We start from the raw sequence: 21,046 nt of genomic DNA, 5'->3' as shown, positions 1-21,046 counted from the left end.
TTGATTTTTGAACCACTCCGAATATAATGAAAAATCACTGATGAAGCGGTTGAGGAACGCCGCAGATCAAGATTAAAACGACCTGGCGAAACCGCAATGATACATCGTTGATCTTGGCCGCGCTAGACGGGGAGCTAGCGGTGCCCTGAACCCGAAATCCGCTTACGCGGGGTTGAATTCCTTTTCGAGGGCTTAACTTAAAAGGTAACTAGCCTTACGTTGAAAAGGGTCTGACTTCACGCAACAGACGGTCACGAACCCCGTCAGATCCGGAAGGAAGCAGCGGTAAATGATGCGGTTTGTGTCGTGAATGTTCGGGCCTTGATTTCGCGTCAGGTCAAGCCCTTTTAAGATCGGCTCGACAAAGGGTGCGCGGTCAAGATGAATTAAAATGGGGGCTACCTTAAGAAGGTTCCCCTATTTTAATTTCAAATTAAGGCCGTTTTCCCTCTAAACTCAGACGGCCAATGTTGGCTTCATGAAAGCAGTCGAGAAAAATCAAAATCCTTGTTTTTCATCTCCTGAAGGAGCGAACTGATATCCGTTTTCTCCTTTAGAGCGACCTGACATTCCTTGATCCCATCGGTAAGGCCAAAAAAAATGTATCCCACGATACAGCCTCCATCCACAACAATTTTGCGATACACTCCTTCGGTTTCATAGACGGTAGACTGAAGCTTGCCTTCAGGGTCTATTTCACCGGCAGAAGTTAAATCCACGCCGACTACTTTGAGTGAATTGGACATGAGCGTTCCCTGATAGACGGCCTGGCCGCCGGCCATGTTCGTGCCAGCCACCTCACCCTGGGTTAAAGCCGCCGGCCAGATACCGTACATTCGCCCGTCATGCTCGATCAGATCGCCAGCAGCCCAGACGCCTTGCTGGCTGGTCATGAGTCGGTCGTCAACCTTAACACCTTTGCCTAGACTCAAATTCATCTGCCGGGCCAGATCGAGATTGGATCGAATCCCAGCAGAAAAGAGGATCAGGCCACCATTCAGCGTCCGGCCATCCTCTAGGGCCAGACCATGCGCCATCTTATTCCCAAGAATTTCCTTGGCACGTGCGCCGAGATAAAAGGAAAAGCCCATACTTTCTAATATCTGGAGAAGTTTTTGAGCACCCGCCTGATCCATCTGGCGAGGTAAAAGCCGGTCAAAAAACTCAACCACATTTACCTTGAGACCCAGTCGTGACAGACCATAACCGGCTTCCAGCCCCAGGAGGCCGCCGCCGATGAGAATCGCCTCTTGAACCTCATTGGCACGGGCCTTGATGGCTTGGGCATCGGCCACTGTCCGTAAAGCAAAAACTCCACCTTTGTCCGTTCCCGAAATCGGCGGGATAAAACTTCTTGCACCTGTGGCAAGTAATAAGGCATCGTACTGGATTACCGATCCCTTTTCAGTCCGCACCGCCCGGCTGGATGTATCAACCGCAGTAACCGTTTCGCCCAATCGCAAATCTATCTGTCGGGAAGCGTACCAGTCAAAATCCTGTAAGGTAAATTTTGGCAGATCAGCCTTCCCGGCAATGAAATCTGGCAGGCGGGGGCGATAGTAAAATGATTCGGCTTCGCTGGAGAAAATAGTGATTGATCCTTGTGTGTCAGTCTCCCTGATCTTTTTGGCCGCAGTAGCGCCAGCGACTCCGTTACCAATAATGACATACTTTTTCATCTATACCTCCCGGTTAAAACAAAGATTACGCCTGGGACTTCACGGCGATTTTAAATAATTTATCAATTTATAATAGGGCATACAAGTAGAACCAAGAAATGTTGGGCTGATTAACCAGAGGGATTAAACTGATAATATCGTAATTCTAAGATAATATGTGTATAACTTAAAGTAAATTATAATCTCGCTTTTACCTGATGACCATTAGAACTGGAAGGTGTTTCATTTATTAAATCTTTAAAAATACTTCACTAATCGTATGAAAATTGACAGCAGTTCTATAATCAGGCAAGATGTAAAATTATTAAGACTCGGGATTGGCTTAATCTGAAATGGACTGTCAAGTTCCGAGATCGTTGAAAAACCAGGCCGGTCAGCACATTGATCTTCCGGAAGTCCTTGGATAAAAATCAAGTAACCGGATTACGAGAAAGAATGAGCCTGTTTGACAATCACACAAGGGGATGACCCCGGCGGAGTTAATGAAACCTGTGGAAAAGATCATGTTTGAATCACTTATCACGAAAGACATCGCATCGTTGGAACCCTACCCGCCCGGTAAACCGATTGAGGAAGTTGAGGATGAACTGGGTATAACAGGTGTGGTCAAGATGGCTTCCAATGAAAATTCTCTTGGACCTTCACCGCGGACTTTGGCCGCCTTGACCGCGGCCTTACCTCAAGTGCACCGATACCCGGACGCCAGCGGCTCTCGGCTTAAACAGGTCCTGTCCAACCATCTGAAGATGGACCCGGTCAATATCATTCTGGGTAATGGATCCGATGAAATCATTGAGCTGGTGGTGCGAGCCTTCCTGCGCCCCGGTCAAAAGGTTGCCATGTCTGACCCGACCTTTCTGTTCTATTCCAAGGTAATTCAGGCAGCAAGCGGCCGGATGGTAAAGGTCCCGTTAAAAAACCTTCAGCATGACCTAACTGGGATTCGTGCGGCCATGGATGACGAAACGAGGCTGATCTTCCTGGATAACCCGAACAACCCTTCTGGCTCCCTACTTCCGGCTGCTGACCTGAAGTCTTTTCTGACAGACCTGCCTAACGTGACCGTTCTGGTCCTGGATGAAGCTTATCGCGATTTTGTCCGCAATGCGGAGCTTGTCGAGCCCAACGAGTGGATCTATGGCGACCGGCCGGTCATATTCTTGCGCACTTTTTCCAAGGCTTATGGTCTAGCCGGCCTTCGCCTCGGTTATGGACTTGGACCCGCCGAACTGATCACCTACCTTGATCGTATACGTCAGCCTTTTAATGTGAATTCTCTGGCCCAGATTGGAGCTATAGCCGCGCTCGAGGATAAGGATTTTTACCAGAAAACCCGAAACATGACCTGGTCAGGTCTGGATTATCTCTGGGCTGAGTTGGACAAACTGGGAGTGAAGTACCATCAAAGCCAGACCAATTTTTTTCTCTTTGAACTGAACAAGCCGAGCCGTGAGGTTTGTGACCTCCTCCTTAAAAAAGGGATTATCGTCCGGCCTATGGAAAGCTATGGCCTCAAGCAGACCATCCGGCTGAGCGTGGGTTTGCCCGAGGAAAACGAACGCTTTATCAAGGCATTTAAGGAGGTCATGGGTCTTTAATCTAAATGGCGTCACAAAAGAAAATCATCACCATTGACGGACCGGCGGGCGCAGGCAAGAGCACTATGGCTCAAGCACTGGCCCAAACCTTAAACTGGACTTACCTGGACACCGGCGCCATGTATCGAGCGGTGGCCTTGGCCGCAGAAAAAAATGGTAGGGATATAACCGACGAGCACGGCCTGAGCGAAGTACTCGCCGACCTGGACCTCACCGTAAAGCCCGGACCCCGAACAACCCGTATTTTCCTCCACGGCCAGGAGGTAACCGCTGAGATCCGAGAGCCCAGAATTAGTGCTCTAGCTTCAGCTGTTTCAGCCCTGGCGATTGTTCGACGAGCCATGGTAGACTTGCAAAGAAAAATTGGGAAGGCAAGCCGCCTGGTGGCCGAGGGCCGGGATATGGGAACCGTGGTCTTCCCGCAAGCTGGCGTTAAATTTTTTCTCAACGCGTCTCCTCAAGAAAGAGCCCGCAGGAGATACAAAGAACTTCTCCTTAATGGTGCAATCGCTAACCTTGAGCAGGTAGAAAAAGAGATGATCGAAAGAGATGAGGCGGACTCCTCCCGGGCTCTATCGCCACTGCGTCCGGCTAAAGACGCCATCATAATTGACTCGACCAACCTGGGAATTGACGAGATCAAAAATCAGATGATTCAGATTATCCATCAAAAATGGAAAAGTCCTTAACCCATTAATCACAAAGGCTGAAGGCATATTTTTCTGCTTGAGTCTGAATGCACTCAAAAACATAGAAGAATTATTCTTGTATATTTAATGAGCAATGGCCTTCATTACCTCTTCCCGGTAGAGTGATATTGTGGCCCTGCGAATTAAAAGCTTATTTTCGCGGTCAATTCAAGCACAATTTCTTTTACCCGGACGTCCTATTCTGTATCAAGTCTCGCCCAAAAATTGTAAAATTTTATTGCCTTTTCCCATTATTTTGTTACAGTATTTAATTTTGTTAATGTTGTTTCAATGGAGTATGGTGTGGTTCAGACACTCAACGAATCATTAGTAACAGAATTTTCAAATTATCTGACGATCATCAGCGGACGGGCGGAAAACACTGTTAAAGCCTACCTCAGGGATGTGCGGGAATTCTTCCGCTTTGCGGCCAAGAATCGAGGCGTGCATACCCTGGAGGAGGTCACTAAAGCCGAAGTCCGCGCTTTTCTCTTTTATCTGCATAAAAAAAACAAGAACGCCTCCCTGGCGCGCAAGCTATCGAGCCTGAGAACTTTTTTCAGATTTATGATTCGTGAGGGGCGTCTTACGGTTAATCCGGCCATGGAGGTCATGTCGCCTCGCCAACAAAAGAAACAACCCGGATTCCTGAATATAGATGAGGCGTTTGCCTTGATGGAAGCACCGGATACCAGCGCACCCGAAGGCGCCCGTGATCGTGCCGCCCTGGAACTCCTTTATTCCTCGGGCCTGCGTGTCGCAGAGCTGGTTAATCTGGACCTGGACGACCTGGATCTAAAGCAGGGCTTGGCGCGGGTCATGGGCAAGGGCGGTAAAGAACGCATCCTTCCGGTGGGAAGCCGAGCCATCAGGGCCTTACGGGATTATTTGTCCGTTCGACCCGAGTTGAACGCTTCTGGGGAGTCTAAGGAGAGCTCTGCTCTTTTTTTAGGCAGGCGTGGCGGAAGACTCAATGACCGGGTTCTACGCCGACGTTTTGAAGGTTATATCTGCCAGGTGAGCCTGGAGAAAGGCCTCTCGCCTCATTCACTTCGGCATACCTTTGCCACCCACTTGCTCGAAGCCGGGGCCGATATTCGGGTCATTCAGGAATTACTGGGGCACGTAAGCCTGTCTACGACCCAGATTTATGCTCATACGAACATGGACTATCTTATGAAAGTTTACGACTCCGCCCATCCTCGAGCCAGAAAACCGGGGACTGAGAGACAAGGGACGAAACAGCATGAAAAATGAAGTAACGATCAGAGCGACAACCATCCTGGCCGTGAGACATAAGGGACAGGTAGCCATTGCCGGAGACGGTCAGGTGACCTTTAATGAAACGATCATGAAGCAGGAGGCCAGCAAGATTCGCCGCATGTTTCATGACAAGGTCCTGGCTGGATTTGCCGGTGCGAGCGCTGACGCCTTCACGTTGTTTGAGCGCTTTGAGAACAAACTGGAGCAGTATCAGGGTAATCTGGTTCGCAGCGCCGTGGAGCTGGCCAAGGACTGGCGCACAGACAAGAGTCTGCGCCGCCTTGAAGCCCTTCTGGTGACTGCGGATAAGGATCACTCCCTCATCATTTCGGGTACGGGCGATGTGATCGAACCTGACGACGGTTTAACAGCCATTGGTTCGGGCGGCCCTTTTGCCTTGGCCGCTGCTCGCGCCCTGGTAAAGTATGCAGATCTTACAGCCCGAGAAATCGTGGAAGAAGCCATGCGTATCGCCGCCGGGATCTGTGTCTATACTAATGAGTATTTCACAATCGAGGAGCTCTAGTGACTTTGGCTGAAAAAATAGAGCAACTGACACCGAAAGAGATCGTAGCTGAGCTGGATCGTTTTATTATCGGCCAAAACGAGGCCAAACGGGCTGTAGCCATTGCCCTCCGCAACCGCTGGCGTCGGCAGCAGGTCCCCGAGGAACTGCGAGATGAAATCGCCCCAAAAAATATTATCATGATCGGTCCGACCGGCGTGGGTAAGACTGAAATAGCCCGGCGTTTAGCCCGCATGGCCCAGTCGCCTTTCCTTAAGGTCGAGGCCTCGAAATTCACCGAGGTCGGCTATGTGGGTCGAGACGTGGAGTCCATGATTCGGGACCTGACCGAGCTGGCTGTCAATATGGTTCGCGCCGAAGAACGAAAAAAAGTTGAGGGCCGCGCCGATGAGATCGCGGAGGAGAGGCTCCTGGATATCCTTCTGCCTCGTAGCTTGAGTCAAGAAAAACAGGGGGAAGCCACCACCTGGGAAGGCTCTCTTGAGGTGGTCCGAACCGGGCAGGAGTTCCCTGATGACCAGCATAACGCCACTCGCGAGAAGTTGCGCCGCCTGCTCAGGGAAGGAAAACTGGATGAACGTTTCGTGGACGTGGAGGTTACGGACACCGCGCGCCCTGTAGTCGAGATCTTTAGCAACCTCGGCCTGGAAGAAATGGATGTCAACCTAAAAGATATGTTTGGCAACATCTTTCCCACAAAAACTAAACAGCGCAAGATGCGGGTTCGGGAAGCCATCAAGCAACTGGCACAGGAAGAGGCTCAACGATTGATTGACATGGACAAAGTGGTGGAAATCGCAATCCACCGCGTGGAACAATCCGGGATTATCTTCCTTGATGAAATAGATAAGATCGCCGCCCGAGGGCAAACGCATGGACCAGATGTCTCGCGAGAAGGCGTTCAGCGAGACCTGCTGCCTTTAGTCGAAGGCTCAACAGTTACGACCAAGTACGGCATGACTAAAACAGACCATATCCTGTTCATCGCCTCCGGCGCCTTCAACGTCAGCAAGCCTTCGGATTTGATCCCGGAGATGCAAGGCCGATTCCCCATTCGCGTTGAGCTGAATTCCTTGAGTAAGAATGATTTTATTCGAATCCTGACCGAACCTGAAAACGCCTTGATCACCCAGTATCAGGCCCTTCTGGACACGGAGGGCGTTAAGCTGAGCTTTACTGAAGATTCAGTCGCAGAGATTGCGGAAATTGCTTTTACGGTTAACGCGCAGACCGAAAATATTGGCGCTCGCAGGCTGCATACAGTTATGGAACGGCTCCTGGACGAGATCTCCTTTGATGCTCCTGACCTAGACGTCACCCAGGTAAAGATTGATGCCGATTATGTCAGGGAAAAGCTAGCCGATGTGATAGTTAACATTGATCTTAGCCGGTATATACTATGACAGATGAAGCCACAAAATCCTCTTTGTCAAATAAAGATCGAGCCCAGGTTTTAATTGAGGCCCTGCCTTATATTCGTCGTTTTGCCGACAAGACCATTGTCGTCAAGTACGGCGGACACGCCATGGAAGATACGGCCCTCAAGCATAGTTTTGCCCAAGATATTGTTTTACTTAAATATATTGGGTTGAATCCTGTTATCGTGCATGGCGGAGGCCCTCAGATCGGCCAGGTCCTCAAACTGATGAACATCGAATCCACCTTTGTCGCTGGAATGCGCGTGACTGATGGCAAGACCATGAATGTGGTCGAAATGGTTCTGGGCGGGAGTATTAACAAAGAAATCGTAAGCCTCATCAATCAGCATGGAGGGCGAGCGGTAGGACTGTCTGGCAAGGATGCCGCTCTGATCAGAGCCAGTAAGATGCAGATTACCCAGAAGCATGACGAGCGGCCGCCTGAAATCATTGACATTGGTCATGTCGGGCAGGTGGAATCCATAGATCAGGAAATTCTTGAAGTCCTGAAAAAGGGAAATTTTATCCCGGTCATCGCCCCGATTGGTGTAGGCGCTGAAGGAGAAACTTACAATATTAACGCCGATCTGGTCGCCGGCCGAGTGGCGGCGGCCCTGTCCGCAGAAAAGCTGATCCTGCTTAGCGACGTGGAGGGGGTCATTGATCAGGATGGCCGGATTATAAGCTCCATCAAAGTTGACCAGATCAAGACCTTGGAGGAGGAAGGAGTCATTTCTGGAGGGATGCTGCCTAAACTGGCCTGCTGTGCCGAAGGCCTGGCCGGGGGAGCGCGCAAAGCCCACATCCTGGATGGCCGTAAACCTCATGTATTGCTTCTGGAAATCTTTACCGATCATGGAGTTGGTACTGAAATAGTTTAAAGTTTTGGAGAGTTGCACTGAAAATGAATTCTGAAGAGATTAAAACATTGGCTGATAAAGTTCTCATGAAGACATACGGCCGGTACGATCTGGCCCTGGTGCGGGGTCAGGGAGCTAAGGTCTATGATCCTGAAGGTAATGAGTATCTCGATTTCGTATCCGGGCTGGCCGTAACCAGCCTGGGGCATTCAAATTCAATACTGGCTGACGCCGTGGCGCGGCAGGCCCGAACCCTGATTCACGTTTCCAACCTCTACTACACTGAACCGCAGGTCAAACTGGCCAAAGTCTTGACTGACAATTGTTTCGCTGATCGGGTCTTTTTTTCAAACAGCGGGGCCGAGGCCAATGAAGCGGCGATCAAGCTCGTTAGAAAGTACTCTTTTGACAAATATGGTCCGGGCCGTCACCAGATATTGACTATGGAAAATTCCTTTCACGGTCGAACCATGACCACACTCGCGGCCACGGCTCAGCCCGACAAACATCGTGGCTTCGAGCCTCTGGCCGAAGGCTTCACCTATCTCCCTTACAACGATTTGGCGGCCCTTGAAAAGGCCCTAACCAAAGAGACCTGTGCCGTTATGATCGAGCCCATTCAGGGGGAAGGCGGGGTTCATGAGGCTCAAAAAAATTATCTGTCCGGCCTGGCTGAACTCTGTCGGTCCCGTGACGTTTTGCTCGTGTTTGATGAAGTTCAGGTCGGAATGGGTCGGACCGGAGTGCTATTTGCCCACCAGCTTTATGGCGTGGAGCCAGATATTATGACTCTGGCTAAGGCCCTGGCCAATGGGCTGCCCATTGGCGCCACCCTAGCCCGTGATGAAGTAGCCCTGGCCTTTGGTCCGGGCACCCATGCCTCAACCTTTGGAGGCACGCCCCTGGTTACGGTGGCGGCTTTAAAGGTTATGGAAACGATGCTCGCGCCTGGTTTTCTGGACCAGGTAAAAAGAGTGGGCGCCTATTTTAAGGCTCGCCTTTCTGACCTCGCTGCAAGATGCGACTATATCAAGGAAGTAAGGGGTCAGGGGCTGATATTAGGCATGGAGCTGGGGTTTCCCGGGGCCGATATCGTAGCCGAGCTTACCAAAAAAGGTTTCCTGATCAACTGCCTTCAGGAGAAGGTTTTGCGTTTCCTGCCGCCTCTGATTATTACCGAGGCTGAGGTGGACCTGTTAATGCCAGCTTTGGAAGAAACACTGGCGGCTGCGGCCGCCCGCAACAAGAAGTAATCATGAAAAGACATTTCCTCACCATTAACGATTTAGAGCGATCTGAGGTTCTATCATTATTTACCGAGGCCGCCAGGCTGAAGGCAGAGAGGGCCGACCATCGTCATACCGCCCCTCTCGCCCACCGGACGGTCGGCATGCTCTTTGACAAGCCCTCGACCCGAACCAGGGTTTCTTTTGAAGCTGGAGTCTATAAACTTGGAGGCTCGGTCGTCTTTCTGCACCGTTCTGAAACCCAGTTCGCCAGAAACGAGCCCATATCTCACTCGGCCAGGGTCCTCTCCTCATACCTGGACGCCCTAATCATTCGAACCTATGATCAGGCCGAACTGGAAGAGATGGCCAGCTATGCGACCGTACCGATTGTTAACGCCCTGACCGACATGTATCACCCCTGCCAGGTCCTGTCCGACATGTTTACCATCTGGGAAAAAAGAGGGAAACTCGACAATCTGAAAGTGGCCTGGATTGGAGACGGTAACAACATGGCCAATTCCTGGATCAACGCCGCCGCGCTCATGGGTTTCGAGCTTGCCTTGGCCGTGCCCCAGGGTTATGACCCCAGGCCTGAAATTTTAGAGGAAGCTAGATCAAAATCAAGCAAAACGATAACCCTGACCCGCGATCCGCAAGAAGCGGTCAGAAAGGCAGAAGCCATCAACACGGACGTCTGGGCCAGCATGGGGCAGGAGGACGAAGCCGAGGCGAGAGCCGAGGTCTTTCAAATGTATCAGGTCAATAATGAGCTTTTATCTTATGCTGAGCCAGAGGCCGTGGTCTTGCACTGTCTGCCAGCCCATCTAGGCGAAGAGATTACAGCAGAAGTCCTGGAAGGCCCCCGGTCCGTGGTCTTTGAGCAGGCAGAAAACAAGCTTCATGTCCAGAAGGCCCTGCTTAAATTTTTAATCCTGGGTCAACTGGACTGAAGTATCCGGAGGTAATTAAATTGAAAAAAGCAGATAAGATCGTACTGGCCTATTCCGGGGGTCTGGATACGTCCGTTATTTTAAAGTGGCTGTGTGAAGAATACGGGGCTGAAGTGATCGCCTTTGCCGCGGATCTGGGGCAAGGCGACCAGGAGCTCAGCGGCCTTGAGCAGAAGGCCCGGGCCACCGGCGCCAGCAAGGTCTATGTGGACGACCTTAAGGAAGAATTTGTGCGGGACTATGTCTTTCCCGCCCTCAAGGCCAACGCGGTCTATGAAGGCGCTTACCTCCTGGGCACTTCCCTCGCCCGGCCGTTAATCGCCAGACGTCAGGTGGAGATCGCCCGCATGGAAAAAGCTGATGGGGTCGCTCACGGAGCCACAGGCAAAGGTAATGACCAGATTCGCTTCGAACTGACGTATATGGCCCTCATGCCTTCTTTAACCATTATTGCGCCCTGGCGTGTTTGGGACTTCAAGTCCCGATCTGACCTGATTAAATTCGCTCAAAAATACGAAATCCCGGTCCCGGTCACTGAGGAGAAACCTTACAGCAGCGATCGAAACCTTTTGCACGTCAGCTTTGAAGGCGGGGTCCTGGAAGACCCCTGGGTCGAGCCGGATGAATCCATGTTCCTCATGTCTGTTTCACCGGAAAAAGCTCCGGATAAACCAACCTATATTGAAATTGATTTCCAAGCCGGTGTGCCTTACGCCCTGGACGAGGTAAAGCTCTCCCCGGCTAGTCTTTTAGCCAAACTGAATGAGCTGGGCGGTCAGAATGGCATCGGCCGGGTGGACATGGTCGAGAACCGTTTTGTGGGCATGAAGTCACGCGGGGTGTATGAGACGCCGGGCGGAACCATCCTTCATGCAGCTCACCGGGCCCTGGAATCCATTACTCTTGACCGAGAGGTGATGCACATGAAGGATAATCTTATCCCTCAATATGCAGAACTGGTTTACAATGGCTTTTGGTTCTCCCCGGAGATGAAGGCCCTTCAGGCCTTAATTGATTCGACTCAAGAAGAAGTCACCGGAACCGTCAGAATGAAGCTTTACAAAGGCAACTGCATCGTGGCCGGTCGTCGTTCTGATCGCTCTCTTTACCACACTGGTTTTGCCACCTTTGAAGAGGATATGGTTTACAACCAGAAAGACGCCGAGGGCTTCATCCGCTTAAACGGCCTCAGACTCAAAATCAACCGCCTCCTTAGAGGTTAAGAAAAACAAGATGACTGACGAGATGAAAACAGGGGCGAAACCCTGGGGCGGCCGGTTCACCCGGGCTACGGACGATCTTTTGGAGTCGTTTTCAGCCTCAGTTCATTTTGATTACAAGCTTTATCCGTATGACATCGCCGGCAGCATTGCTCACGCCCGGATGCTGGAAAAGGTGGACCTGCTGACCCAGACTGAGGCCGAGCTGATTATCAAAGGCCTTGAAGAGATCAAGGCCGAAATAGAAGCAGGTAAGTTTACCTGGGACCCCAAGCTCGAAGATGTTCACATGAATATCGAGCAGGCCCTTGTGGATAAGATTGGCGCGAAAGGAGAAAAGCTCCACACCGCCCGCAGCCGCAACGATCAGGTTGCCTTAGATACCCGACTTTATCTTAAGGATACCCTGCGTATTATTGGTGACGGAATCAAAGACCTGCGGGTGGCCCTGGTTCGTCAGGGCCAGGCCTGCCAGGACTTAGTCATGCCTGGATACACTCACCTTCAGCGGGCTCAACCCATTTTACTGGCTCACCACCTCCTGGCTTACAACGAGATGCTTAAAAGAGACATGACGCGCTTTAAGGACTTGTATCCGCGGGTGGATATCATGCCACTGGGGAGCGCGGCCCTGGCCGGGACCGGGCTTCCCATTGACATGGCATTCGTGGCCCGTGAGCTCAATTTTGCCCAGGTGGTGACCAACAGCCTGGATGGCGTCTCAGACCGGGATTACATCATCGAATTCTTAGCCGTGGCAGCCATCCTGATGATGCACCTTTCCAGGCTGTCCGAGGACCTGATTCTTTGGGCCACCTCAGAGTTTGGGTTCATTGACCTGCCTGATGATTTATGCACCGGATCATCAATCATGCCTCAGAAAAAAAATCCGGATGTCCCTGAATTAATTCGAGCGAAGACCGGCCGTGTTTATGGGAACCTGATGGGGCTCCTCACAGTCATGAAGGGCCTGCCGCTTTCCTATAACCGGGATTTGCAGGAAGATAAAGAACCCCTCTTTGACACGACCGAGACGCTGACCCAGATACTTCCGCTTATGGCTCGCCTGGTTTCGCGTTTGGTCTTCAAGGCCGAAAAGATGCGCTCCGCAGCGGAAGACCCCTTCATTACGGCCACAGATCTGGCTGACTATCTGGTTAAACAGGGGATACCCTTTCGCCAGGCCCACGAACAGGTCGGAAAGCTGGTCCGCTACTGTCTGGAAAATAATTTGAGCCTGGTGGACCTTGATGAGAGTGAACTAATTAAACTCTGTCCAGGGGCAGGTTCAGGCGTTAAGAAGGAGCTGACTTTGGAGGCTTCACTAAATGCCAGGGTTTCACCAGGTGGAACCGCCCCTGAGCAGGTCAAGGCTGCTCTTAAGCAAGCCTTGGAAGAGCTTGGTTCGTAATCTGGCAGTGAAAAGATTAAGCATGCTTAAGTTATCCACGGTCATGATTATGGTCGTGGGATTTGCTTGCGGCGTCAAGGCTCCGCCCCAGCCAGCCCGTTATTTTTTACCAACCAGCATCTCAGCCTTAAAGTATCATTTTAATGAAGATGGACTATTAGTAATCAACTTTAAGGCGCCGACAAAAAACAGACTGAGTACACCGCTGAAAAAAATTGGCGGCTTTTACCTGGACCGGAGCGAAAATCGGCTCAAGCCCGGCTTCTGCCCCGGCTGTCCGGTCACTTACACCCGTCGTATTCAAATCAAGGCCAGAAAATCAGAACGATCCAAGGAAATCTGGACCGGGGCATACGCATTCAAAGATAGGTTATCTCCAGGACATGTTTACCATTATCGAATCTTTGCTCACGATCCTAAGGGCCGGTACGATAAGACCCAGTTTCGGTCCCTGACCATTTATTATGACAGTCCGAGCCGACCACCTGATGCAATTAAGTTTAAGACCGACGATCAGCTCGTCATCCTCACCTGGCCGCCGCCGGATCGCCTTATTAACGGCCAGCCCCTGAAAGACCTGGCCGGTTACAATATCTATCGCCGCACAGGCCAAGGCTCATGGGTTAAATTGAATGCCGACCAACCTTGGAACCGGACCGTCTTTGAAGACAGGCAGGTCAAGAACGGCCAGACTTACTACTATAAGATTAGAGCGCTTCGCCGCTGGCATGGAACCTGGATCGAAAGTTCTTCCACGCCCGCAGTCGCGGCCATTCCGGTTGACTTGACACCACCACCGCCCCCTGTTAAGTTGGAAGGCGCTTCGATCAGGGCTGGAATCAGTCTGAAATGGCAGGCGGTCGAGGCCACAGATCTGGCCGGTTATCGCGTCTATCGGCGGGCTGAAAATGAAGACCGGTTTAAGCGGCTTCATGAAGTGCTCATCCGCGAACCAGCCTTTCTTGACCAGACAGTCAAACGCGGTCGTCTTTATTATTATCAGGTTACGACCGTGGATAACTCTGAAGCAGCTAATGAAAGCGAGCCGGGGCAGGAGCTGACCATCACATTTCAACCTTAGGAAAGATTTATTTCTGGCTGTTAAAGATAAAACATTATGCATCACTTTAATTATAAAAATGGAGAACTATATTGTGAAGACCTGCCTCTGACGGACTTGGCCGAGGAGGTGGGCACTCCGACCTATGTATACAGCCACGCCACCCTTACCAGACACTTCTTCGCCTTTGACCGGGCCTTTGATGAGCACCCTCACCTGACCTGCTATTCGGTCAAATCAAGTTCCAATCTCAGCCTGCTTCGTCTGTTTTCCAACCTGGGGGCCGGTGCGGATATTGTCTCCGGCGGTGAGCTCTTCCGCGCGCTAAAGGCGGGCGTGCCTCCGGAAAGGATTGTCTTTTCAGGGGTGGGAAAGACAAGGGAGGAGATTACCAACGCGCTCAAAGCAGATATTTTAATGTTAAATGTGGAATCATCCCAGGAGCTGACGCTGATCAACGAGCTAGCTCAGGAGATGGAAAAACAGGCGCCAGTAGCGCTCAGGATCAACCCTGACATTGATCCCAAGACGCACCCTTATATCACTACCGGGCTTAGAGAACAGAAATTCGGGATTCATTTTAATCAGGCTCTTTCGGAATACTGCCGGGCCAGGACTTTACCGGGGATTGAAGTCAAGGGCCTCGACTGCCATATAGGCTCACAATTGACGGAAGTCGGCCCGTTTACTGATTCCGTGACTCGGCTTCTGGTGCTGCTGGACCGATTAAAGGAGTTGGGGATTGAGCTGACATATCTTGACCTTGGTGGCGGTCTTGGTGTTACTTATAATGACGAAACGCCGCCGGAACCCGATGAATATGCCAGAGCGATCCGGGAGGCCTTAGCTGGGTGCGACCTGACCCTGATTTTGGAACCGGGCCGCGTCCTGGTTGGTAACGCGGGCATTTTACTCTGCCGTGTTCTGTACACCAAACCCGGTCCTGAAAAAAACTTTATTATTGTTGATGCGGCCATGAACGACCTTATTCGACCCAGTCTTTATGATTCTTTCCACGCCATCCAGCCGGTGGTCCTGAACGACCGCCCTCAAATCATTGCTGACGTGGTCGGGCCGATCTGTGAAAGCGGCGATTTTCTGGCTCTCAACCGTGACCTGCCTGTTTTCGCGCCCGGAGAACTCATGGCCGTTATGAGCGCAGGCGCTTACAGTTATGTCATGAGCTCGAATTACAATTCCAGACCCAGACCGGCGGAAGTGCTCGTGCGCGGGCATGAGTATTTCATTATTCGTGCGCGAGAAAGCTATGAAGACCTGACTCGGGGTGAAGAGATTCCTGATTTTCTTCTCAAAGGAGCCTGATCCATGGAAGGCCTTGAATTTTATAAGATGAGCGGCCATGGCAACGACTTCATCCTGGTGGATAATCGAAAAAAGCAGGTTAAGGATGAAGGCATGGCGCCCCTGGTCAGGGCCGTTTGCCGTCGCCGCTTGAGTATCGGAGCGGACGGGATGATCTTCATCGAAAATGGACCGCCTGAAGTGGATTTTGCATGGCGATTCTTTAACTCCGACGGAAGCGAGCCGGAGATGTGCGGCAATGGCAGCCGATGCGCCGCCCGTTTCGCTTATATGATGGGGATTGCTCCGGCTAAAATGAGCTTTCTAACCCTGGCCGGAGTTATTCGAGCCGAGGTTAATGCTGAGACCGTCAAGGTTGAGTTGACACCGCCAAAAGACCCCCGGTTAGGATATACGCTTGAGGTAAATGGCCAAACAGTGACTCTTTCCAGCCTGAACACAGGTGTCCCTCATGGAGTGATCTTTCTCGGTGATGTTGAAACTGCCTCAGTAAAAGAGCTGGGACGAGCTATCCGTTTCCATCCTCTTTTTGAACCGGCCGGGACCAATGTAAACTTTGCCCAGGTACTTGACCGGCATTATATTTCCAATCGGACTTATGAACGCGGTGTGGAAGATGAGACCATGGCTTGCGGTACAGGCTGTATTGCGGTCGGGCTCTTAGCGGCGCTTCATGGCTGGGTGGATTCCCCGACCAGGATCATGACCAGAGGGGGCGAGGAGTTAATTATATATTTCACGCAAACCCAAGACGGTTTTGAAAATATATTTTTAGAGGGCCCGGTCAGGGTCGTTTGTCATGGCCAAATAGGGCCGGATGCCTTAATTTAGTAAAAAAGGAGGGTAAAATGTTTGGCGGAGCTATGGTGGCTATTGTCACCCCATTTTCCAATGGTCAGGTTGATGAGGATGCCTTTCGGCGCTTAATCAATTTCCAGATCGAAAATGGCACGCAAGCCATTATTCCCTGTGGGACCACCGGTGAGTCAGCCACACTTTCTCATGATGAACATAAGCGTGTGGTGGAGTTTGTGATCAAAGAGGTGGATGGCCGAATTCCGGTTGTGGCCGGGAGCGGATCAAACAACACCATAGAAGCCATTGAATTGACACGGCATGTTCAGGAGGCTGGGGCCGACGGCGCTCTGATGATCCTGCCTTATTATAACAAGCCGACCCAGGAAGGCATTTACCAGCATTTCAAGGCTGTGGCCGAGGCTGTTTCTCTGCCAATCATTATGTATAATATCCCGAGCCGGACTGGCGTCAATATGCTGCCCGGCACCGTGGCTCGGCTGGCTAAGATTGATAATATCGTTGGCGTCAAGGAGTCTTCAGGCGATCTGATCCAGATGACGCAGATAGTCGAACTGTGCGGGGAGGACTTCGATCTCATCTCAGGAGACGATCCCTTAATCCTGCCTGTAATGGCTGTGGGCGGGAAAGGCGTTATCTCTGTGGCTTCTAATGTCGTCCCCAAAGAAATATCTAATATGATTTCGGCCTTCCGGGAAGGCGACCTGGCCCGATCCCGTGAAATTTTTTTACATTTACAACCTATCTTTCGGGCCCTCTTCCTGGAAACAAATCCGATTCCGGTCAAGATGGCTTTAGGATTTATGGGGATGATTAATCCGGAGATGCGATTGCCACTGTATCCCATGGGTGAGGAGAACACGAAAAAATTGAAAAAAGTCCTTGCTGACTACAGCCTTCTAAACTGAGCTATAAAGGTTGAACTTGGCTGTCTAAACGGAGCGGGAGATGAGGTTAGTCCGTTTCAAACCAAAAGATGAAGCTGATGTCAGGGCGGGGCTGGTCGAGCAGGAAAGCATCTTGGAGCTTGCGGGAGATATCTTTGGGCTCTATGAAAGAACCGGCAGAGCCTTTGGCCAGCGACAGGTTATCCTTGAAGCGCCGTGCAGCCCGACCAAGATTGTCTGCCTGGGACTCAATTATAAAGATCATGCATCTGAATTCAATAGCGAATTGCCTGAAGAGCCCCTCTTGTTTTTAAAACCGGCTTCATCTGTCATCGGTCCCGGCGCACCCATTATTTGCCCCTCTCAAAGCAAGAGAGTGGATTACGAAGCAGAACTGGCCGTGGTCATGGGCCGGAAAGCCAATCATGTTCCTGCGTTTGAGGCCTTGGATTATGTTCTGGGTTACACCTGTTTAAATGATGTTACAGCTCGGGATTTACAGCAAAAAGATGGGCAGTGGACTCGCGCCAAAGGTTTTGATACCTTCTGCCCACTGGGGCCAGCTATCGAAACCGACCTTGATCCCTCAGACCTGGCTATTGAAGCCTGGTTGAACGGCGAACAAAAACAGGCCTCAAGCACTAGCCAGCTGGTTTTTGATATCAGAACATTGATTGAATATATCAGCTCGGTTATGACCCTGGAACCAGGAGACGTCATCGCTACGGGCACACCTTCAGGGGTCGGACCACTGACTGAAGGTGATACAATAGAAGTCAGGATTCAGGGGGTGGGCAGCCTGATTAACCCGGTAATTTGTTAGGTTCCGGGAATAAAGTGATGGTCGCAATATTCATGGATTTCAATCAGCGAACCAACTCAGGCTTACGGTACTGATGGATTAGGAGAGAAAAAGAAATGTTCGAGGTTGAAGAAGCGCAGCGCCTGAAAGCGCTACCGCCCTATCTATTTGCAGAAATTGACCGGAAAAAACAAGAATGTCTGGATAAAGGCATGGACATCATTAACCTCGGAATCGGTGATCCGGATCGTCCCACTCCAGACCATATCATCACTCGACTCAATCAAGCCGCCAGGGATGGAGCCAACCACCAGTACCCTGCTTACAGCGGCATGAATGACTTTCGACAAGCTGTGGCTGATTGGTACAAGCGCCGTTTTAAAGTGAGTCTTGATCCAGACAACGAAATTTTGACTCTTATCGGTTCTAAAGAAGGCATCGCCCATATCCCGCTGTCTTTTGTCAATCCCGGAGATACGGTCCTGGTGCCTGACCCGGCCTACCCGGTTTACAAGATCGGGACCATCTTTGCCAGCGGCCTTCCCTATTACATGCCTCTGAAGGAGGAAAACGGTTTTTTACCCGACTTTTCGGCTATCCCGTTGGATGTGGCTAAAAGGGCTAAGATGATGTTTGTCAACTATCCCAACAACCCGACCGCAGCCGACGCCAGCCTGGATTTTTACAACGAGGTGGTGGAATTTGCCAAAGCACATAAGATCATTGCCGTAAATGACGCAGCTTATTCTGAAATTTGCTTTGACGGGCATGAATCTCCCAGCTTTCTCCAGGCCGCGGGAGCCTTGGAAGTCGGCCTTGAATTTCATTCCCTTTCCAAAACCTATAACATGACCGGCTGGCGCATTGGATGGGTGGCGGGCCGGTCTGAGGTGGTACAGGGACTGGCCCGGGTTAAAGAAAACGTAGACTCCGGTGTTTTTCAGGCGGTGCAATTTGCCGGAATCGAGGCCCTTCAAGGAGACCAAAGCTCTGTGGCAGAAATGCGAAGAATGTATGCCCGGCGGCGGGATGTGCTGGCCGCAGGGCTGAGGGATTTTGGGCTTTCGGTGCGTATACCCCTGGCCACCTTTTATCTGTGGGTCAAGGTGCCAAATGGCTATACCTCTGCAAGTTTTACCACCAGGCTTCTTGAAGAAACCGGCGTCGTCTGCACCCCGGGCTATGGTTTTGGTCCGGCGGGTGAGGGTTATGTCCGGTTTGCCTTGACCAAGGAAGAAGATCGGCTTCAGGAAGCGGTGAGCCGAATCGGAACGCTGAAATTATAGCCTCCTTAACATCAACTGCTCTCGGACTGGGTTCAAATCTGGGAGACCGTGAGAAGAACCTTGAGACCGCTCTGGATAAACTAGGCTCTCTGAGTGAGACGACGGTGTTGAAGGTGTCTCATTACTACTTGACACAGCCTCTGGGCCGAACTGATCAGGACTGGTTTCTTAACGCGGCCGTTCTTCTTGATACAAAGCTGAGGCCTCGCCAATTATTACAGGAGATACTGAGGATTGAACAGGAGATGGGCCGGGTCAGAAAGGAGAAGTGGGAGCCGCGTTTGATTGATCTGGACGTTCTTTTTTTGGGGCAGGAGGTTATTGAGGAAAAGGATCTTCAAATTCCACACCCACATCTGAGTCAGCGCCGATTTGTGCTGCTGCCTTTAGCAGAGATAGCCCCGAAATGGGTGCATCCTGTCTTAAAGCTAACCCCAGGAGAGATGTTGAATCAATTGTCAAAAGAAGGCCAGGAGGCGATCCGGGTATGATCTATTTGCGCTGGGTTCTCATAATACTTCTCTTTTATCTCATTTATCGAGTACTTAAGGGCCTGATCCGGCCCCGTCCTCGATCAGAGACTCAGGGGGTCCGATCCAAGCCCAACAATATCAGGAATAATGCATATGGTAATGATCTGCTGGTGCAAGACCCCCATTGCGGAGTCTACCTGCCTCGATCTGAGGCGGTTGCTAATACGGTTAATGGGCAGACCTTTTATTTCTGCAGCGAAGATTGCAAAGAAGAGTTCCTAAAGGCACAGAAATAAAGTACACATAGGAGTGAGTTATGAAATTCTTTCTGGATACGGCTAACGTGGATGAGATCAAGGAAGCTGTCAGTATGGGCCTTGTAGATGGAGTCACGACCAACCCGTCCTTGATCGCTAAAGAAAAAGCTGATTACAGGACCAGGATCAAGGAAATATGCGAGATAGTGGACGGTCCGGTCAGTGCTGAGGTGCTCGGTCTTGAAGTTGATGAGATGATTAAAGAAGCCCGGGAGCTATCCAAAATCCACCCTAATGTTGTGGTTAAAATTCCGATAACAACCGAAGGAATAAAGGCCACCAAGGCCTTATCGCAGGAAGGGATCAAGATCAATGTCACCCTGGTCTTTTCAGCGACCCAAGCTTTGCTGGCCGCTAAAGCTGGGGCATCTTATGTCAGCCCTTTTATCGGGCGGCTGGATGACATCTCGACCGTGGGTATGGACCTGGTCGAACAAATTGTAACGATCTTCGGTAACTATGGTTTTGAAACCGAAATCATCGTTGCAAGTATTCGCCATCCAGGCCATGTGCTTGAGGCAGCCCTGCTGGATGCGGATATCGCGACCATCCCATTTAAAGTCATCAAACAATTAAGCCAACATCCTTTAACAGATATCGGGCTGAAGCGGTTCCTTGATGATTGGGAAAAAGCAAAAAGTAATTAAAAGAAATCTCCTGCTCACGTGGACAGGGGCTGTGGTTTTAGCCATGGCGCCATGCATATGTCTGGCTATAAACGTTTACTCCTACAAGGACTCTCGGGGGGTGATACATTTTACCGACGCCCCAACGGATTCACGTTATCGGCTCTGTCGCGTTTATGGGAGCCGGGGCCAAGTCAGCGCAAAAATTTATCGAGTTAATATGGCGCAAATTCAGAAACACGTTAATGCTGCGGCCAAGGCCTTTCATTTAGACCCAGCCTTGATTAAAGCGATCATTAAAGCTGAATCGTCCTTTGACCCCTTTGCCGTCTCCTTGGCCGGCGCCAAGGGCTTGATGCAGCTCATGCCAAAAACCGCGGCTGAATTGAAGGTTAAAGATTCTTACAACATTCAGGAAAATATTTTTGGCGGAAGCAGGTATTTACGTCGCCTCCTGGATCGGTATAAAGGAAATCTCAAGCTGGCGCTGGCAGCATATAATTTAGGTCCTCAAAACATTATTAGGGGTAAGAAAATACCCCCTGTACGTGAAACCAGGTATTATATTCAGAAGGTTATGAAGTACTATCAGGTTTTTAAAAAAAATGAATGA

General features: G+C 50.8%; 21 protein-coding genes and 1 other RNA gene. 21 read left to right on the top strand and 1 reads right to left on the bottom strand.

Features of this window, described 5'->3' with window-relative positions:
* The first annotated feature begins 117 nt into the window (after positions 1-117).
* Positions 118-376, top strand: an RNA gene (gene ffs / locus JRI95_06800) — signal recognition particle sRNA large type.
* Between the two features lie 100 nt (positions 377-476).
* Here ffs and JRI95_06795 read toward each other — a convergent pair.
* Positions 477-1,679 (bottom strand): NAD(P)/FAD-dependent oxidoreductase, encoded by a 1,203-nt coding sequence (locus JRI95_06795; protein MBW2061259.1) that lies wholly within the window; start codon positions 1,677-1,679, stop codon positions 477-479.
* A 503-nt stretch (positions 1,680-2,182) separates the two neighbouring features.
* Between JRI95_06795 and JRI95_06790 the strand changes: the two genes are divergently transcribed.
* From JRI95_06790 to JRI95_06695, 20 genes are all read left to right on the top strand, one after another.
* Positions 2,183-3,277, top strand: coding sequence for a histidinol-phosphate transaminase (locus JRI95_06790; GenBank protein ID MBW2061258.1), 1,095 nt, complete (start codon positions 2,183-2,185; stop codon positions 3,275-3,277).
* A 5-nt stretch (positions 3,278-3,282) separates the two neighbouring features.
* Positions 3,283-3,966: a (d)CMP kinase gene (locus JRI95_06785; GenBank protein ID MBW2061257.1), complete on the top strand. Its 684-nt coding sequence runs from the start codon at positions 3,283-3,285 to the stop codon at positions 3,964-3,966.
* A gap of 291 nt (positions 3,967-4,257) precedes the next feature.
* A complete protein-coding gene (locus JRI95_06780; protein ID MBW2061256.1) occupies positions 4,258-5,223 on the top strand; it encodes a tyrosine recombinase XerC in 966 nt (321 codons plus the stop codon).
* Positions 5,213-5,755: an ATP-dependent protease subunit HslV gene (hslV, locus tag JRI95_06775; GenBank protein MBW2061255.1), complete on the top strand. Its 543-nt coding sequence runs from the start codon at positions 5,213-5,215 to the stop codon at positions 5,753-5,755. Before JRI95_06780 ends, hslV begins: the two co-directional genes overlap by 11 nt.
* Before the next feature lie 17 nt (positions 5,756-5,772).
* Positions 5,773-7,158 (top strand): ATP-dependent protease ATPase subunit HslU, encoded by a 1,386-nt coding sequence (gene hslU, locus JRI95_06770; protein MBW2061254.1) that lies wholly within the window; start codon positions 5,773-5,775, stop codon positions 7,156-7,158.
* Positions 7,155-8,054 (top strand): acetylglutamate kinase, encoded by a 900-nt coding sequence (argB, locus tag JRI95_06765; protein MBW2061253.1) that lies wholly within the window; start codon positions 7,155-7,157, stop codon positions 8,052-8,054. The genes hslU and argB overlap by 4 nt, the downstream gene beginning before the upstream one ends.
* 23 nt (positions 8,055-8,077) lie before the next feature.
* On the top strand, positions 8,078-9,286 hold the full coding sequence (locus JRI95_06760) for an aspartate aminotransferase family protein (protein MBW2061252.1): 1,209 nt from the start codon (positions 8,078-8,080) through the stop codon (positions 9,284-9,286).
* Between the two features lie 2 nt (positions 9,287-9,288).
* Positions 9,289-10,212, top strand: coding sequence for an ornithine carbamoyltransferase (argF, locus tag JRI95_06755; GenBank protein ID MBW2061251.1), 924 nt, complete (start codon positions 9,289-9,291; stop codon positions 10,210-10,212).
* A gap of 20 nt (positions 10,213-10,232) precedes the next feature.
* Positions 10,233-11,435, top strand: a complete 1,203-nt coding sequence (locus JRI95_06750; GenBank protein MBW2061250.1) for an argininosuccinate synthase — start codon at positions 10,233-10,235, stop codon at positions 11,433-11,435.
* Positions 11,436-11,457: 22 nt separating this feature from the next.
* Positions 11,458-12,843, top strand: a complete 1,386-nt coding sequence (gene argH, locus JRI95_06745; GenBank protein ID MBW2061249.1) for an argininosuccinate lyase — start codon at positions 11,458-11,460, stop codon at positions 12,841-12,843.
* Positions 12,761-13,924, top strand: a complete 1,164-nt coding sequence (locus JRI95_06740) for a hypothetical protein (protein MBW2061248.1) — start codon at positions 12,761-12,763, stop codon at positions 13,922-13,924. The genes argH and JRI95_06740 overlap by 83 nt, the downstream gene beginning before the upstream one ends.
* Positions 13,925-13,960: 36 nt before the next feature.
* Positions 13,961-15,226: a diaminopimelate decarboxylase gene (gene lysA, locus JRI95_06735; GenBank protein ID MBW2061247.1), complete on the top strand. Its 1,266-nt coding sequence runs from the start codon at positions 13,961-13,963 to the stop codon at positions 15,224-15,226.
* 3 nt (positions 15,227-15,229) lie between these two features.
* Positions 15,230-16,057 carry a diaminopimelate epimerase gene (locus JRI95_06730; protein MBW2061246.1) on the top strand — a complete coding sequence of 276 codons (828 nt, stop codon included), beginning with the start codon at positions 15,230-15,232 and terminating at the stop codon, positions 16,055-16,057.
* A 17-nt stretch (positions 16,058-16,074) separates the two neighbouring features.
* A complete protein-coding gene (locus JRI95_06725) occupies positions 16,075-16,950 on the top strand; it encodes a 4-hydroxy-tetrahydrodipicolinate synthase (GenBank protein MBW2061245.1) in 876 nt (291 codons plus the stop codon).
* 40 nt (positions 16,951-16,990) lie between these two features.
* Complete coding sequence (locus JRI95_06720) at positions 16,991-17,752, top strand: fumarylacetoacetate hydrolase family protein (GenBank protein ID MBW2061244.1); 762 nt, start codon at positions 16,991-16,993, stop codon at positions 17,750-17,752.
* A 95-nt stretch (positions 17,753-17,847) separates the two neighbouring features.
* Positions 17,848-19,017, top strand: coding sequence for an LL-diaminopimelate aminotransferase (locus JRI95_06715; protein ID MBW2061243.1), 1,170 nt, complete (start codon positions 17,848-17,850; stop codon positions 19,015-19,017).
* Positions 19,011-19,508: a 2-amino-4-hydroxy-6-hydroxymethyldihydropteridine diphosphokinase gene (gene folK, locus JRI95_06710; protein MBW2061242.1), complete on the top strand. Its 498-nt coding sequence runs from the start codon at positions 19,011-19,013 to the stop codon at positions 19,506-19,508. The genes JRI95_06715 and folK overlap by 7 nt, the downstream gene beginning before the upstream one ends.
* Complete coding sequence (locus JRI95_06705) at positions 19,505-19,786, top strand: YHS domain-containing protein (GenBank protein ID MBW2061241.1); 282 nt, start codon at positions 19,505-19,507, stop codon at positions 19,784-19,786. Before folK ends, JRI95_06705 begins: the two co-directional genes overlap by 4 nt.
* A gap of 20 nt (positions 19,787-19,806) precedes the next feature.
* On the top strand, positions 19,807-20,454 hold the full coding sequence (gene fsa / locus JRI95_06700; protein ID MBW2061240.1) for a fructose-6-phosphate aldolase: 648 nt from the start codon (positions 19,807-19,809) through the stop codon (positions 20,452-20,454).
* A gap of 199 nt (positions 20,455-20,653) precedes the next feature.
* The gene (locus JRI95_06695) at positions 20,654-21,046 is read left to right on the top strand and encodes a lytic transglycosylase domain-containing protein (protein ID MBW2061239.1); all 393 of its coding nucleotides are present in this window, start codon (positions 20,654-20,656) and stop codon (positions 21,044-21,046) included.

Source organism: Deltaproteobacteria bacterium, assembly GCA_019308995.1.
Classification (GTDB): domain Bacteria; phylum Desulfobacterota; class Desulfarculia; order Adiutricales; family JAFDHD01; genus JAFDHD01.
This window is presented reverse-complemented; position numbering and strand designations above follow the sequence as displayed.

Coding starts and splice junctions, on each gene's coding strand:
- fsa (MBW2061240.1), top strand. CDS start 19,807: ATGAAATTCTTTCTGGATACGGCTAACGTGGATGAGATCAAGGAAGCT.
- JRI95_06760 (MBW2061252.1), top strand. CDS start 8,078: ATGAATTCTGAAGAGATTAAAACATTGGCTGATAAAGTTCTCATGAAG.
- JRI95_06730 (MBW2061246.1), top strand. CDS start 15,230: ATGGAAGGCCTTGAATTTTATAAGATGAGCGGCCATGGCAACGACTTC.
- JRI95_06705 (MBW2061241.1), top strand. CDS start 19,505: ATGATCTATTTGCGCTGGGTTCTCATAATACTTCTCTTTTATCTCATT.
- JRI95_06695 (MBW2061239.1), top strand. CDS start 20,654: ATGGCGCAAATTCAGAAACACGTTAATGCTGCGGCCAAGGCCTTTCAT.
- argH (MBW2061249.1), top strand. CDS start 11,458: ATGAAAACAGGGGCGAAACCCTGGGGCGGCCGGTTCACCCGGGCTACG.
- argF (MBW2061251.1), top strand. CDS start 9,289: ATGAAAAGACATTTCCTCACCATTAACGATTTAGAGCGATCTGAGGTT.
- JRI95_06780 (MBW2061256.1), top strand. CDS start 4,258: ATGGAGTATGGTGTGGTTCAGACACTCAACGAATCATTAGTAACAGAA.
- JRI95_06740 (MBW2061248.1), top strand. CDS start 12,761: ATGCCAGGGTTTCACCAGGTGGAACCGCCCCTGAGCAGGTCAAGGCTG.
- argB (MBW2061253.1), top strand. CDS start 7,155: ATGACAGATGAAGCCACAAAATCCTCTTTGTCAAATAAAGATCGAGCC.
- JRI95_06795 (MBW2061259.1), bottom strand. CDS start 1,679: ATGAAAAAGTATGTCATTATTGGTAACGGAGTCGCTGGCGCTACTGCG.
- hslV (MBW2061255.1), top strand. CDS start 5,213: ATGAAAAATGAAGTAACGATCAGAGCGACAACCATCCTGGCCGTGAGA.
- JRI95_06790 (MBW2061258.1), top strand. CDS start 2,183: ATGTTTGAATCACTTATCACGAAAGACATCGCATCGTTGGAACCCTAC.
- lysA (MBW2061247.1), top strand. CDS start 13,961: ATGCATCACTTTAATTATAAAAATGGAGAACTATATTGTGAAGACCTG.
- JRI95_06785 (MBW2061257.1), top strand. CDS start 3,283: ATGGCGTCACAAAAGAAAATCATCACCATTGACGGACCGGCGGGCGCA.
- JRI95_06725 (MBW2061245.1), top strand. CDS start 16,075: ATGTTTGGCGGAGCTATGGTGGCTATTGTCACCCCATTTTCCAATGGT.
- JRI95_06720 (MBW2061244.1), top strand. CDS start 16,991: ATGAGGTTAGTCCGTTTCAAACCAAAAGATGAAGCTGATGTCAGGGCG.
- JRI95_06715 (MBW2061243.1), top strand. CDS start 17,848: ATGTTCGAGGTTGAAGAAGCGCAGCGCCTGAAAGCGCTACCGCCCTAT.